Consider the following 14,195-nt stretch of genomic DNA (forward strand, 5'->3'; position numbering starts at 1 on the left):
GCACTACCGTGCGATCCGCGGGGAAGGGCACCGCTCGCTGGCTGAGGGGCAGCAGGTGGAATATGCGGTGGTGACGGGCGAGAAGGGCTTGCTGGCTGAAGACGTCGTCGGCCTGTAACTCGCTCCTCGGGCCACCCAAAACCCTGTAGGAGCGAGGCTTGCCCGCGAAGGCGTCCGCACTGGCGCCAAGAGCTTCGCGGGCAAGCCTCGCTCCTACAGGTTTCCGGTGTTGCGGGTTACGCGGTTTTCCAGGTGATCTCTTCTTCACCATCAGCGCTGATGCGCATCCAGCGATCCGCCGATTCTTCACCTTCTTCCTCGACCCAGCTACCCGGTGCGCAGCGCACTTCTACGTTCAGCGCGGCAAACGCGGCGCGGGCGCAGGCGATGTCGTCTTCCCACGGGGTCTGGTCACTTTCCAGGTACAGGCTGTTCCATTTGCCCACGGCTTTCGGCAGCCAGGTCACCGGCACGCTGCCGGCCTTGCACTTGTAGGTCTGGCCTTTCTGCACCCAGTCGGTGCACGGTCCCAACGCTTGGCCGAGCCAGGCCGCGATGGCCTTGTAGTCGACGTCGGCGTCTTTGAGGTAAATCTCGATATCGGGTTGGCGCATGGATGTCCTCACTGCGGGTCTGAAAAATCCATTCGCGGATTTAGCCGGCCTCAAGCCTTTGCTCAAGGCCAAAAAAGTTAGAAGTTACTGCAGCACGAAATAATCGTAGCGCATCGAGACGGTGACCTCGAACGGCTCGGCCTGCTCGATGACTGCTGCCCGGCGTTCGGCACTGGCGCGCCAGCCGTGAGGCGTCATGGCCAACAGGTTCGCGCGATCCTGACCGCTTTCCAGCGTCAGTTGGAATTCCAGTGTTTCACTGTGTTGCAGCGTCATGCCTTCCGGCACCAGGGCCAGATGCTTATTATCGGTGTACTCACGGACTTCGTCGTACAGCCGCTCGCGCAATTCCATCAGATGGCCGCTGGTCGGCCCGACCTTCATCAAACCGCCGCCGGGGCTAAGCAGACGTTTGGCTTCCTCCCAGTCCAGCGGGCTGAAGACACTGGCGAGAAACTGGCAACTGCCAGAGGCCAACGGCACCCGGGCCATACTGGCGATCAACCAGGTCAGCTGCGGGTTGCGCTTGCAGGCGCGTTTGACCGCTTCCCGGGAGATGTCCAGCGCGTAACCATCGGCATTGGGCAGGGCCTCGGCGATTTGCGCGGTGTAGTACCCTTCGCCACAGCCGATGTCCAGCCAGCGCTGCGGCGCATACCCGGCAGCCAGTTGCGCCAGACGCCTGGCCACCGGCGCGTAATGGCCGGCGTTCAGGAAGTCGCGGCGGGCTTCGACCATCGCCAGGTTATCCCCAGGGTCGCGGCTGTTCTTGTGCTGCACCGGCAACAGGTTCAGGTAACCCTGGCGCGCGCGGTCGAAACGATGCCCGGCGGGGCAGGCCACGCCGTTGTCCACCGCATTCAGCGGTTCGCTGCAGATCGGGCAGGCCAGCATCAGGCGAGCAACTTGATCAGGGTCTGGTAATAGATTTCGGTCAGCACGTCGAGGTCGGCGGCCAGCACGCGCTCGTTGACCTGGTGGATCGTCGCGTTGACCGGGCCCAGTTCAACCACTTGAGTGCCCATGGTCGCAATGAAACGTCCGTCGGACGTGCCACCACTGGTCGAGGCTTTGGTTTCGCGACCGGTGATGTCCTTGATGCTCGACGCGACGGCATCCAGCAACGCACCCGGCTCGGTGAGGAATGGCAGACCGGACAGCGCCCAATCGATGTGCCAGTCCAGGCCATGCTTGTCGAGGATGTCGGCAACGCGCTTTTGCAGGCCTTCGACGGTCGACTCGGTGGAGAAGCGGAAGTTGAACACGGCCACCAGGTCACCGGGGATCACGTTGGTCGCGCCGGTGCCGGAATTGACGTTGGAGATCTGGAAGCTGGTCGGCGGGAAGAAATCGTTGCCGTGGTCCCAGTGCTCGGCGGCCAGTTCGGCCAGTGCCGGTGCGGCGAGGTGGATCGGGTTCTTCGCCAGGTGTGGATACGCCACGTGACCCTGCACGCCGCGCACGGTCAGTTTGGCGCCGAGGGAGCCGCGACGACCGTTTTTCACAACGTCACCGACCAGCGTGGTGCTCGACGGTTCGCCGACGATGCACCAGTCCAGACGCTCCTTGCGGGCGGCGAGGCGTTCAACTACTGCCTTGGTGCCGTGGTGCGCCGGGCCTTCTTCGTCGCTGGTGATCAGGAAAGCGACCTTGCCCTTGTGGTCCGGGTAGTCGGCGACGAAGCGCTCGGCTGCCACGGTCATGGAGGCGAGGCTGCCTTTCATGTCCGCCGCGCCACGGCCGCAGAGCATGCCGTGTTCGTCGATCAACGCGTTGAACGGTTCGATCTGCCAGGCGGTGACCGGGCCGGTCGGGACGACGTCGGTGTGGCCGGCGAAGCAAAGCACCGGACCCTCGTGTTTACCGTGGGTCGCCCAGAAGTTATCCACATCTTCGATGCGCATGGGCTCGAGGTTGAACCCGGCATCGCCCAGGCGCTGCATCATCTGCTTCTGGCAATCGGCGTCGACCGGCGTCACGGACGGACGGCGGATCAGGTCGATGGCGAGTTGAAGGGTCGGCGAAAGGTCGGCGTGGGCCGTCATGGAAAACTCCGGAAAACTTGAATATGGGCGCGGTCTTAATGTGGGAGCGGGCTTGCTCGCGAAGCTTTTAGCGTCAGTGATGACGCCTTCGCGAGCAAGCCCGCTCCCACAGGTATTGAGTTCGGCCGTTAAACCGAGTCCCGCCAAGGCCTGCAAAATGGCGGTTATCTTAAAGCAAAACGGCAGCCATTGGCCGCCGTTTAGTGCATCCGCAGCGATTTAGACCGCTGGCAGTGGCTCGGCTTCGACCGAAGGTTTCGGCAGCGAAGACAGGAACGCCATGATCAGCGCCGCCAGGTATGGCAGCGACTGCACCAGCAACATGGTCACCCAGAAGCGCATGTCGTTGCTTGGCATGCCGTTCACCAGGTAAATCCCCAGCGCCGCACCCCACAACAGCAGCATGATGAACACTTCTTCCCGCGCCTCGGAAATGGCCACCCAGAAGCCGTGATTATCGGCGTTTTTCGGTGTGCGGAAGAATGGAATGCTGCTGGTGAAGAAACCGTACAACACCGCCTTGGCAATGGTATGCGACAACGCCAGTCCGGCCAGTGCCGCGCAGAAGGCATCCTTGAGGTTGACCCCCACCGCGCGACGGTAGAGGAAGATGATCTTGCCGACCTTGAATACAAACAGCGCCAATGGCGGGATCGCGAAAATCAGCAACGGCGGGTCGACCCGTTGCGGCACGATAATCATCGCTGCCGACCACAACAGTGCGCCGACGGTGAAGAAAATGTTCATGCCGTCCGCCACCCACGGCAACCAGCCCGCGAGGAAGTGGTAACGCTGGCCACGGGTCAGTTCGGTGTCCTTGCCGCGCAACAGGCTGGCGGTGTGGCGCTTGATGATCTGAATCGCGCCATAGGCCCAGCGGAACCGCTGTTTCTTGAAGTCGATAAAGGTATCGGGCATCAGGCCTTTGCCATAGCTGGTGTGGTAATACGCCGCCGACAGGCCTTTTTCGAATACACGCAGGCCCAGCTCGGCGTCTTCACAGATGCACCAGTCGGCCCAACCGAGCTCCTCGAGCACCGAGCGCCGGGTCATGGTCATGGTGCCGTGCTGGATGATCGCGTCACGGTCGTTGCGAGTGACCATGCCGATGTGGAAGAAGCCTTTGTATTCCGCATAGCAGAGCTTCTTGAAGGTGCTTTCGTTCTGGTCGCGGTAATCCTGCGGCGACTGCACCACGGCGATTTTCGGATCGGCGAAGTGCGGCACCATGTGCTTGAGCCAATTCGGGTCGACGCAGTAGTCCGAGTCGATCACCGCAATCACTTCGGCATCCTTGGCGGTGTGCGGAATCAGGTAATTGAGCGCGCCACCCTTGAAACCGGCCAACGGCGCGACATGGAAGAACTTGAAACGCGGGCCGAGGGTTTCGCAATAGTCGCGCACCGGTTCCCAGACCGCCGGGTCCTTGGTGTTGTTGTCGATGATCAGGACTTCGAAATCCGGATAATCGAGGTTGGCCAGGGCGTTGAGGGTCTGTTTGACCATCTCCGGCGGCTCGTTGTAGCAAGGGACGTGAATCGAGACTTTCGGTCGGTAGTGCGAATCACCCACCACCGGCAGGAATTCGCGCCGACGCTTGTGGGTCCAGACCGCTTCGGCCAGTTCGTGGGCTTCGGTCAGCAGCACGATAAACACCCCGAGGGCGCCGAGGGCGAGCAGGAAGCCCACCGTCAGGCTGAACCAGGTGCTGTATTGCAGGCTGTAGTCATAACCGATCCACACCAGCACCGAACCGCAGAGGAACGCAATGAAGGTCAGGAAGGTACGGCCGCGTTGACGCAGGGCCGAGCCGTCGATCATCAACAGGGTCAGGGACAGCAGGGCCAACACCACCGAACCGACAGCCAGCACCCGCCATTGCGGGATCGCGACGACCGGTCCTTCAAAGTTGAATTTCTGCTGCCGTGCGGCGTTGAAAACGCCCCAGTAAGCGCCCACCGAGCCTTCGTCACTGGCCTTCCACGGTTGGTCAAACGCTTCGATCACGAAGTAGTTGAAACCCTGGCGATTGAGTTTGTTGACCAGCGTGCGCAGGTAAATCGCCTGGTCTGCCGGAGACGCATCGGCGCCGCCGCGCATGCGACCGTTGCTCGGCCAGCCAACCTCCGACAGTAGCAGCGGCTTTTTCGGGAACATTTTTTTCAGGTCCCGGGCGCGATCGAGGACGAACTGCCCTGACTGCTCCATCGGCACGTGTTCCCAGTACGGCAGGATGTGCGCGGCGATCAGGTCGACGTGCTTGGCCAGGCTGGGGTTTTCTTCCCAGACGTGCCATTGCTCGGAGGTGGTCACCGGCACTTTCACCGCCGCGCGGACTCGATCGAGAATAATGCTGAGTTCCGCGGCGGTAATTTCCTTACGGAAGATCGCCTCGTTGCCTACAACCACGCGAACCACACTGCGCGAACTGTTGGCGAGTTCGATCGCACGCGTGATCTCACGCTCGTTGCGCTCCTCATCCGGGCTGATCCAGATGCCGAGAGTGACCCGCAGGCCGAATTCTTCTGCCAGTTTGGGAATGTTTCCCAGGGTGCCATCGACCGAGTAAGTACGGATGTTGTCCGTCAGCTTGCTCAGGATCTCCAGATCGCGACGCATTTCATCGTCGCTCGGGTATTGCTCTTTCTGTGGGTACTGGCCTTGCTGGAATGGCGAGTACGAAAAGCCGGAGATCTGTTCTGGCCAGTTGGGGGCGGTGACCGGGCGATTGATCAGCGCCCAGAAGCCGGTAAACAAGGCAGCGATGGCAAGCACCACCACCAGGTTGAGTCCAAATTTACGCGATGACATAGCTATTTCGGGTTCCAAAAGGCTGTGGAACTAAGGACCGGTCGGCGGGAGCCAAGGGGCGCGCATCCTACACCGGGCGCTCCCTGAGCGTACAGCTGACAGGGAAATGCCCTACGTTTGGCAATCCAACTCGACTTAAGTTCTTTCGTCGGCCTTTGTAGGTTAATTCTTTGTACTGCGTAGTCTGATTGGAGTGACCGAAACACCGTTCATAGCCCAAGGATGCTCTTGGCCGTCTTCGGCCCTATAATGCGCGCCGGTTTTTGGGGTAATGGTCATGAGTACAGAAGATCCGCGGTTTGCTGGCATCGCCCGGTTGTATGGCATCGAAGGCCTGGAGCGCTTGCGCGCGGCCCATGTGGCGATCGTCGGTGTCGGCGGCGTCGGCTCCTGGGCGGCGGAAGCCGTTGCGCGTTGCGGCGTGGGCGAGATTTCGCTGTTCGACCTGGACGACGTCTGCGTCAGTAATGCCAACCGTCAGTTGCACGCGCTCGACAGTACGGTCGGCAAACCCAAGGTCGAGGTGATGGCCGAACGCCTGAGCGGGATCAACCCGGACTGCACGGTGCACCAGGTGGCGGATTTCGTCACCCGCGAGACCATGGCCGAGTACATCACGCCGGACATCGACTGCGTGATCGACTGCATCGACAGTGTGAATGCCAAGGCTGCACTGATCGCCTGGTGCAAGCGGCGCAAGATCCAGATCATCACCACCGGCGGGGCAGGCGGGCAGATCGACCCGACGCTGATCCAGGTGTGCGACCTGAATCGCACTTTCAACGATCCGCTGGCGTCGAAAGTACGCTCGACCCTGCGCCGCGATTACAACTTCTCACGCACCGTGACCCGCCATTACAGCGTGCCGTGCGTGTTTTCCACCGAACAGCTGCGCTACCCGAAACCGGATGGCAGCATTTGCCTGCAGAAGAGTTTTGTCGGGGATGGGGTGAAGCTCGACTGCGCCGGGGGATTCGGCGCGGTGATGATGGTGACGGCGACGTTCGGCATGGTCGCGGCGACCAAGGCTGTGGATAAGATTGTGGCTGGGGTGCGGCGGCCGGCGGATCGCGTAAAGCCTGAGATTTAGGGGGCTATGGATGGCCTCTTCGCGAGCAAGCCCGCTCCCACATTTTGATCTGCGCCGGATACAAAATCCAAGTCCACCTCAGATCAAAATGTGGGAGCGGGCTTGCTCGCGAAGCGGTTAACCAGCCAACTCATTCATCCGCTGTAGCACGGCATTGAGGCCATTGCTCCGCGAGGGAGACAGTTGCCGTGACAAACCCAACTGACTGAACCACTCCGGCAAATCCACCTGTTGCAACTCAGCCGCCGACAACCCGTTGACCCGAGCCAGCAACAACGCGACCAACCCGCGAATCAATCGCGCATCGCTGCTTGCGGCGAACTGCCAGTGGCCGTCCTGCAACGCGCCCACCAACCAGACCTGACTTTCACAGCCGTGCACCCGGTTGGCATCGATTTTGTCCACATCACTCAACGCGGGCAGACGATCGCCCCACTGCATCAGCAGCCGCGCGCGTTGTTCCCAGCCGGCGGCAGTCTGAAAGGTTTCGAGCGCAATGACGGCATCGGCAGGCAAACTCATCGCAACATCTCCAGCGCCTGATCCAGCGCGTCAAAGAACCGTTCCAGGTCTTCGGAGTCGTTGTACAGCGCCAATGACACCCGAATCGCCCCGGCCAGTTCGAAGCTTTTCAGCAGCGGCATGGCGCAATGATGGCCGGCGCGTACCGCGATCCCTTGTTCGGTCAGCAGATGTGCCAGATCGGAGTTATGTACACCCTCGACAACAAAACTGACCAGGGCCAACTGCGGTTTGCCCAGCAGGCGGATGCCGGTGCGCGCCTCAAGGCCCTTGAGCAGATAGTCATGCAGCGCCGTTTCGTGGGCGGACACGGCTTCCTGATCAAGCCCGGCAAGGTAATCGAGGGTCGCCCCCAGGCCGATCACGCCGGCAATCGGCGGCGTACCTGCTTCAAAACCCAGTGGCGCCGGACGAAAGCGGGCGTCGTGATAATTGGCATCCATCACCATTTCACCGCCAAATTGCCAGTGGCGCAGTTGCTCTAGCGCTTTATCGCGCCCGAACAGCACGCCGAGGCCCTCGGGGCCATAGAGCTTATGGCTGGAAAATACATAGAAGTCGCAACCCAGGGCCTGCACGTCATGCCGACCGTGAACCACGCCCTGAGCGCCATCGACCACGGTCAATGCGTCGTGTGCCTGGGCTAGCGCCAACAACGCGGGCAACGGCTGCCAGGCGCCGAGCACGTTGGACAGCTGACTGACTGCCACCAGGCGGGTTCGTGGATTGATCAACTGCGCAGCGGCATCAAGATCGATCAAACCACTGGCATCCAGCGGCAAGATCACCAGCTTCAGGTCGCGACGGTGGGCCAGTTGCTGCCACGGCAACAGATTGGCGTGATGCTCCAGGGCACTGATGACGATTTCATCGCCCGGATTGAACAGGTGTTCCAGGCCATAGGCCAGGAGATTCAGCGCGGAAGTCGCGCCGTGGGTAAAGATGATCTGTCCGCAATCGCTGGCATTGAGCCATTGGGCGACCTTGCGGCGGCTGTCCTCGAACGCCTGGGTGGCATGGGCGCCGGGCAAGTGTTGCGCCCGATGCACGTTGGCCGCGCCGTTGGCGTAGTAATGCGCCAGGGCATCCAGCAGGGCTTGGGGTTTTTGCGTGGTGGCGGCGTTGTCCAGATAGGTCTGGTCTTGCCGTTGCAATGCGGCGATGGCCGGAAAATCGGCGCGCCAGGGAGAGGGAATCATCATGGTGCTCGGCCCTGATAAACATGGGCGGGGGTACGCCGAATCCTGTAGGAGCGAGGCTTGCCCGCGCCAAAAGCTTCGCGAGCAAGCTTCGCTCCTACAGGTGATCGTGTCTGCCAATAGCTCGGCTTAGTTGTGAGCGTGCAGCGCTTCGTTCAGTTCGATGGCCGATTTGTGGGTTTTGCATTCCACGGCACCGGTCTGCGAATTGCGGCGGAACAGCAGGTCCGATTGGCCGGCCAGTTCACGGGCTTTCACGACTTTCACCAGCGCGTTGTTTTCGTCCAGCAATGCCACCTTGGTACCGGCGGTGATGTACAGGCCCGACTCAACGGTGTTGCGGTCGCCCAGCGGGATACCGATACCGGCGTTGGCGCCGATCAGGCAGCCTTCGCCCACCTTGATCACGATGTTACCGCCGCCCGACAGGGTGCCCATGGTCGAGCAACCGCCGCCCAGGTCAGAACCCTTGCCGACGAATACGCCAGCGGAAACACGACCTTCGATCATGCCCGGGCCTTCGGTGCCGGCGTTGAAGTTGACGAAACCTTCGTGCATCACAGTGGTGCCTTCGCCGACATAGGCGCCCAGGCGCAGACGTGCCGCATCAGCGATACGCACGCCGGCCGGAACCACGTAGTCGGTCATTTTCGGGAACTTGTCCACCGAGAACACTTCCAGCAGCTCGCCACGCAGGCGGGCTTCCAGTTGACGCTCGGCCAGTTCGGCAAGGTCGATGGCGCCCTGGCTGGTCCATGCCACGTTCGGCAGCAACGGGAAAATCCCGGTGAGGTTCAAACCGTGCGGCTTGACCAGGCGATGGGACAGCAGGTGCAGTTTGAGATAAGCCTCAGGCGTGGAAGACAGTTGCGCGTCTTCGGCCAGCAAGGTTGCCACCAGCGGCTTGTGGCTTTCGGCCAGACGGGTGAGCAGGGCGGCCTGGACCGCGTCGACGCCCTTGAGCGCGTCGGCCAGTTGCGAAGCCTGGGCGAGGGTGAAGGCGATGGCCTGGTTGCCTTCGGTGTAACCCAGGATTGGCGCGACGGCGGCGACCAGTTCGGCCGACGGGTTGAGCAGTGGCTGCGCGTAAAACACTTCCAGCCATGCGCCTTGACGGTTTTGAGTGCCGACACCAAAGGCCAGGCTGAACAGGGTAGTGGACATGTAAATACCTCTAACAAAATTGAACGGGCTGCCTTACTTGAGCGCTGCCGCGTAGATATCTGGCTTGAAGCCAATCAGGGTTCGGTCACCGAGATCGAGCACCGGGCGCTTGATCATCGAGGGTTGTGCGAGCATCAGTTCGATGGCTTTGCGCTGGTCGAGATCGGCTTTGCGTTCGTCGTCGAGCTTGCGAAAGGTGGTGCCTGCACGGTTCAACACCACTTGCCAGCCGTGCTCGTCGCACCATTGGGTCAGGTGTTCACGGTCGATTCCGGCCGTTTTGTAATCATGAAAGTCATAGCTGGCAGCGTGTTCATCGAGCCAGGTGCGCGCCTTTTTCATGGTGTCGCAGGCTTTGATGCCGAAAAGGTGCAACGTTTTACTTGAAACGGTCAAGGAATTGCCCCCTTTGCAGGTGCTGGAAATAAAAGGTGAAGGATTATGCCATGACCCTTGAGTTAAAACCCAAAACCCACCTGAGCGAGCGGTGCGGCGAAGGCGTCTAACCTGTCACACCGCTTTCGCGGGCAAGCCTCGCTCCTACAGGGAAGGGGTCTAAGATGACACACCGCATTCGGGCAAGCCTCGCGCCTACCGGCGCTGGATAAAGGCGCGAATGCGCTCTGCCGCTTCTACGCATTCGGCCAGCGGCGCAACCAGCGCCATGCGCACACGCCCGGCCCCCGGATTGGTCCCCTCGACGTCCCGGGACAGGTAAGAACCCGGCACCACGGTCACGTGTTCTTCGACAAACAGATCGCGACAAAACGCTTCGTCATCGCCAGCCACATTCGGCCACAGGTAGAAACCGCCGTCCGGGCGCTGCACATCCATCACCGGACTGAGAATTTCCAGCACCGCATCGTATTTCTCGCGATACAGCTCACGGTTGGCGCGCACATGCACTTCATCATTCCAGGCGGCGACGCTGGCCAGTTGGGTCTGAACCGGCATTGCGCAGCCGTGGTAGGTGCGATACAGCAGGAAGCCCTTGAGAATATCGGCGTCACCGGCGACGAAGCCCGAACGCAGGCCCGGCAGGTTGGAACGCTTGGACAGGCTGTGGAAGACCACGCAGCGCTTGAAGTCCTTGCGGCCCAGTTCCACGCAGGCGCTGAGCAGGCCGGCCGGCGGGGTTTGTTCGTCGAAGTACAGTTCGCTGTAGCACTCGTCCGCGGCGATGACGAAGTCGTGTTCGTCGGCCAGGGCGATCAGTTTTTTCAGGGTTTCAACCGGGATCAAGGCGCCGGTCGGGTTGCCCGGCGAGCACAGGAACAGGATCTGGCAGCGTTTCCAGATGTCCGGTGAAACCGCATCGAAATCCGGGTTGAAGCCGTTTTCATCCAGGCACGGCAGGTAGTGCGGCTTGGCTCCGGCGAGGAACGCCGCGCCTTCGTAGATCTGATAGAAGGGGTTCGGGCTGACGACCAAGGCGTCGTCGCCACGGTTGACCACGGTCTGGGTAAAGGCAAACAGCGCTTCACGGGTGCCGTTGACCGGCAGCACGTTGCGCGCCGGGTCGAGCCAGCCGTTCGGGACGCCGAAGCGGCGCTCGCACCAGGCGGCGATGGCCTCACGCAGGGCGGGGATGCCCAAGGTGGTCGGGTAGACGGCCATTTGATCCAGGTTGCTCGCCAGGGCTTCGGCGACGAAGCTTGGGGAACGGTGCTTCGGTTCGCCGATGGACAAGGCGATGGCGCGTTTATCCGGATTGGGCGTGACGGCACCGAGCAAGGCGCGGAGCTTCTCGAACGGGTAGGGCTGCAACTGGGTCAGAGCGTTGTTCATGGGGGCCTCGTTCAATGTGGGGAGCGCGCTCAAATATCACTCAAGACACGAAACCTGTGGGAGCGAGCTTGCTCGCGATGGCGGCGGAACATTCAACATCAATGTGTGCTGATCCAGCGCTATCGCGAGCAAGCTCGCTCCCACATGGGATTTCGCTTAACTGAGCATTCTTGGGGTTGCCCATTTCCACAGGGGAAGTTTGTTAATTCAAATCAGATACTGATTCGCGACAGCTTTATTTCGGATTCCTGATTGACCGTCAGCTGTTCGACGATCGCATCCTGCAAGCGGCTGCACAGCAAGGGGTCGGACAGCGGCTGGTTGTTCGCATCGGTGATGAAGAACACGTCTTCCACGCGCTCGCCGAGGGTGGCGATCTTGGCGTTCTGCAGCGACAGGTCGAACTCCAGGAAAATCGTGCCGATCCGCGCCAGCAAACCCGGGCGATCCGGGGCGCTGAGCTCCAGTACGGTGACCGGACGCTGGGCGTCGTTGTGAATCGTCACCTGGGGCGCAAACGCGAAATGCTTGAGCTGGCGCGGCACCCGACGCTGAATGATGGTCGGGTAGTCGTCCGGGTTGCGCAGGGCTTCGGTCAGGCCATCGCGGATTTGCTTGACCCGCAACGGATTATCACCGATCGAATCGCCGTCGGTATCGAGCACGATGTAGGTGTCGAGGGTGAACTGGCTGCTGGAGGTGATGACCCGGGCGTCGTGGATGTTCAGGTTGAGCTGGTCCATCGCGGCCACGGTCACGGCGAAGAAGTCGTGCTGGTCCGGTGCGTAGATGAAGATTTGCGTGCCGCCCTCGAACTCGCGCTGGGTGGTTTCCTTGATCAGCACCAGTGGCCCGCCGTCGGCCGGCTGCTGGAGGATCGCATCACTGTGCCAGGCCACATCGCCGGCGGTGTGACGCAGGAAGTAGTCGTCGCCCAGTTGCGACCAGAGTTGCTCGACGTCGTCCGGATCGGTGCCGCCGCGCACCAGGATGTCCAGGGCGGCGCTCTGGGTCTGGCGGATCTGTTCTTCACGGTCTACCGGGTTTTCCAGGCCACGGCGCAAGGCCCGCTTGGTCTCGGTGTAGAGCTGGCGCAACAGGCTGGCGCGCCAGGAGTTCCATAGCGTCGGGTTGGTGGCGTTGATGTCGGCGACGGTCAGTACGTACAGATAATCGAGGTGGGTTTCGTCGCCGACGGTCTGCGCGAAATCGTGGATCACCTGCGGGTCGGACAAGTCCTTGCGCTGGGCAGTGGTCGACATCAGCAAATGGTTCTGCACCAGCCAGACGATCAGGCGGCTGTCCCACACCGGCAACTGGTGGCGCTGGCAAAAGGCTTCGGCATCCACCGCGCCGATCTCCGAGTGATCACCATGTCGGCCCTTGCCGATGTCGTGGTACAGGCCGGCCAGGTAGATCAGCTCCGGCTTGGGCAGCTTGCCCATGAGCTTGCTGGCCAGCGGGAATTTTTCCGACACCTGGGTGTACTGCAACTTACGCAGGTGTTTGATCAGGTTCAGGGTGTGGGCGTCGACCGTATAGATGTGAAACAGGTCGTGTTGCATCTGCCCGACAATGAAGCCGAACTCCGGCAGATAACGGCCGAGGATGCCGTAGCGGTTCATCCGGCGCAGGTTGCGATGGATGCCGATCTTGCACTTGAACAGTTCGATGAACAGGCTGGTGTTGCGAATGTCGTTGCGAAAGTCGTCGTCGATCAGATGCCGGTGTTCGCGCAGCAGGCGAATGGTGTCGGCGCGTACGCCCTTGATCTCCGGTTGCTGCGCCATCAACACGAAGATTTCGAGCATGGCGAAGGGTGTACGGCGAAACACATTGTCGTTGCGCGCCTCGATATAACCGTCGTGCAGCTGGAATCGCGAGTTGATCGGTTGCGACGGCGCCTGGTCTTGCGGTGCGAGGATGACTTCCTCGAAGTGCTGGATGATCAGGTCGCTGAGCTGGGCAATGCTCATGACCACCCGATAATACTGTTGCATGAAGTTTTCAATGGCTTGCTTGGCGTCATCGCCTTTGAAACCCAGCAGCCCGGCAATGGTGCGCTGGTGATCGAAGAGCAAGCGGTCTTCGGAGCGGCCGGCGAGCATGTGCAACGCGTAACGAACCTTCCACAGGAATTCCTGGGAGGAGGCCAGCAGGGCATTTTCGCTCTCGACCAGGAAACCTTCCCCGGCCAGCGCCCGCAGGTTCAGGGTGCCGTACTCGCGACGGGCCACCCACAGAATGGTCTGAATATCGCGCAGGCCACCGGGCGAGCCTTTGACGTTGGGTTCCAGGTTGTATTCGGTGTCGTTGTATTTGTGGTGACGGGCCTTTTGCTCGGCGCGTTTGGCCAGGAAGAAATCCTTGCTCGGCCACATGTGTGCAGTGCTGGTGACATCCAGCATGCGCTGACGCAGTCGCTCGGGGCCGCAGATGGTGCGGCTTTCCATCAGGTTGGTGACGACCGTCAGGTCGGCGCGGGCCTCGACGGCGCATTCGTCCACCGAGCGCACGCTCTGGCCGACTTCCAGGCCAATGTCCCACAGCAGGGTCAGAAAACGCTCGATGGAATCACGGAAAATTTCATGATCGGCGCTGTCCAGCAGGATCAGCAGGTCGATGTCGGAGTAGGGGTGCAACTCGCCGCGACCGTAGCCGCCGACCGCGACCAGCGCGATGTCGGCGTCTTCACTCCAGTCGAACTGCTCCCAGGCCTTTTGCAGGATGTTATCGACGAACCAGGCGCGATCCTCGATCAGCCGGCGAATCTCCCGGCCAGCGCGAAAGCGCCCGTCCAGCACCTCGCGGGCCTGGCGGATCGCCTTCTTGAAGGCCGCGATCGGGCTTGCCTTCAGGGCCAGTTCCGCCTGGAACTGGCCTCGGTCGAAGAGTTCTGGATCCACCTGCGGCATCGATTGGCTTTCCTTTCTATAAGGCTGAGAGCTTCTATAAGGCAGAG

The 14,195-nt window shown here is 61.2% G+C and carries 12 protein-coding genes; 2 read left to right on the forward strand and 10 right to left on the reverse strand.

Going from position 1 to position 14,195, the window contains the following annotated elements:
• Nucleotides 1-118 (forward strand): cold-shock protein (locus F8N80_RS13230; protein WP_191632917.1); only part of this gene is annotated, 118 nt, incomplete at its 5' end.
• Nucleotides 119-236: 118 nt separating this feature from the next.
• Here F8N80_RS13230 and F8N80_RS13235 read toward each other — a convergent pair.
• The 4 genes from F8N80_RS13235 to F8N80_RS13250 all read right to left on the reverse strand — a co-directional run bounded on the left by F8N80_RS13235 (nt 237) and on the right by F8N80_RS13250 (nt 5,470).
• The gene (locus tag F8N80_RS13235; RefSeq protein WP_150745583.1) at nt 237-614 is read right to left on the reverse strand and encodes a hypothetical protein; all 378 of its coding nucleotides are present in this window, start codon (nt 612-614) and stop codon (nt 237-239) included.
• A gap of 84 nt (nt 615-698) precedes the next feature.
• A complete protein-coding gene (locus tag F8N80_RS13240; RefSeq protein WP_150784003.1) occupies nt 699-1,508 on the reverse strand; it encodes a putative RNA methyltransferase in 810 nt (269 codons plus the stop codon).
• Nucleotides 1,508-2,659, reverse strand: coding sequence for a succinyl-diaminopimelate desuccinylase (gene dapE / locus F8N80_RS13245; protein ID WP_150745585.1), 1,152 nt, complete (start codon nt 2,657-2,659; stop codon nt 1,508-1,510). Before dapE ends, F8N80_RS13240 begins: the two co-directional genes overlap by 1 nt.
• 219 nt (nt 2,660-2,878) lie before the next feature.
• Entirely contained in the window at nt 2,879-5,470 is a 2,592-nt protein-coding gene (locus F8N80_RS13250; RefSeq protein WP_150745586.1) for a glycosyltransferase, read from the reverse strand.
• 277 nt (nt 5,471-5,747) lie between these two features.
• Here F8N80_RS13250 and tcdA point away from each other — a divergent pair, with 277 nt between their 5' ends.
• Nucleotides 5,748-6,560: a tRNA cyclic N6-threonylcarbamoyladenosine(37) synthase TcdA gene (tcdA, locus tag F8N80_RS13255; RefSeq protein ID WP_191632918.1), complete on the forward strand. Its 813-nt coding sequence runs from the start codon at nt 5,748-5,750 to the stop codon at nt 6,558-6,560.
• 117 nt (nt 6,561-6,677) lie between these two features.
• On the opposite strand, the gene F8N80_RS13260 is transcribed toward tcdA, so the two are convergent.
• The 6 genes from F8N80_RS13260 to F8N80_RS13285 all read right to left on the reverse strand — a co-directional run bounded on the left by F8N80_RS13260 (nt 6,678) and on the right by F8N80_RS13285 (nt 14,148).
• Complete coding sequence (locus F8N80_RS13260) at nt 6,678-7,082, reverse strand: SufE family protein (protein WP_150784005.1); 405 nt, start codon at nt 7,080-7,082, stop codon at nt 6,678-6,680.
• Complete coding sequence (locus tag F8N80_RS13265; protein WP_150784006.1) at nt 7,079-8,284, reverse strand: aminotransferase class V-fold PLP-dependent enzyme; 1,206 nt, start codon at nt 8,282-8,284, stop codon at nt 7,079-7,081. The genes F8N80_RS13260 and F8N80_RS13265 overlap by 4 nt, the downstream gene beginning before the upstream one ends.
• Before the next feature lie 126 nt (nt 8,285-8,410).
• Nucleotides 8,411-9,445 (reverse strand): 2,3,4,5-tetrahydropyridine-2,6-dicarboxylate N-succinyltransferase, encoded by a 1,035-nt coding sequence (dapD, locus tag F8N80_RS13270; protein WP_150745590.1) that lies wholly within the window; start codon nt 9,443-9,445, stop codon nt 8,411-8,413.
• Nucleotides 9,446-9,478: 33 nt separating this feature from the next.
• On the reverse strand, nt 9,479-9,841 hold the full coding sequence (locus F8N80_RS13275; protein WP_224790676.1) for an ArsC family reductase: 363 nt from the start codon (nt 9,839-9,841) through the stop codon (nt 9,479-9,481).
• 195 nt (nt 9,842-10,036) lie between these two features.
• Nucleotides 10,037-11,233, reverse strand: a complete 1,197-nt coding sequence (gene dapC, locus F8N80_RS13280; protein ID WP_150784007.1) for a succinyldiaminopimelate transaminase — start codon at nt 11,231-11,233, stop codon at nt 10,037-10,039.
• A 212-nt stretch (nt 11,234-11,445) separates the two neighbouring features.
• The gene (locus tag F8N80_RS13285) at nt 11,446-14,148 is read right to left on the reverse strand and encodes a [protein-PII] uridylyltransferase (RefSeq protein ID WP_150745593.1); all 2,703 of its coding nucleotides are present in this window, start codon (nt 14,146-14,148) and stop codon (nt 11,446-11,448) included.
• Nucleotides 14,149-14,195: the final 47 nt, after the last annotated feature.

Source organism: Pseudomonas fluorescens (assembly GCF_902497995.1).
Taxonomy (GTDB): Bacteria; Pseudomonadota; Gammaproteobacteria; order Pseudomonadales; family Pseudomonadaceae; genus Aquipseudomonas; species Aquipseudomonas fluorescens_BK.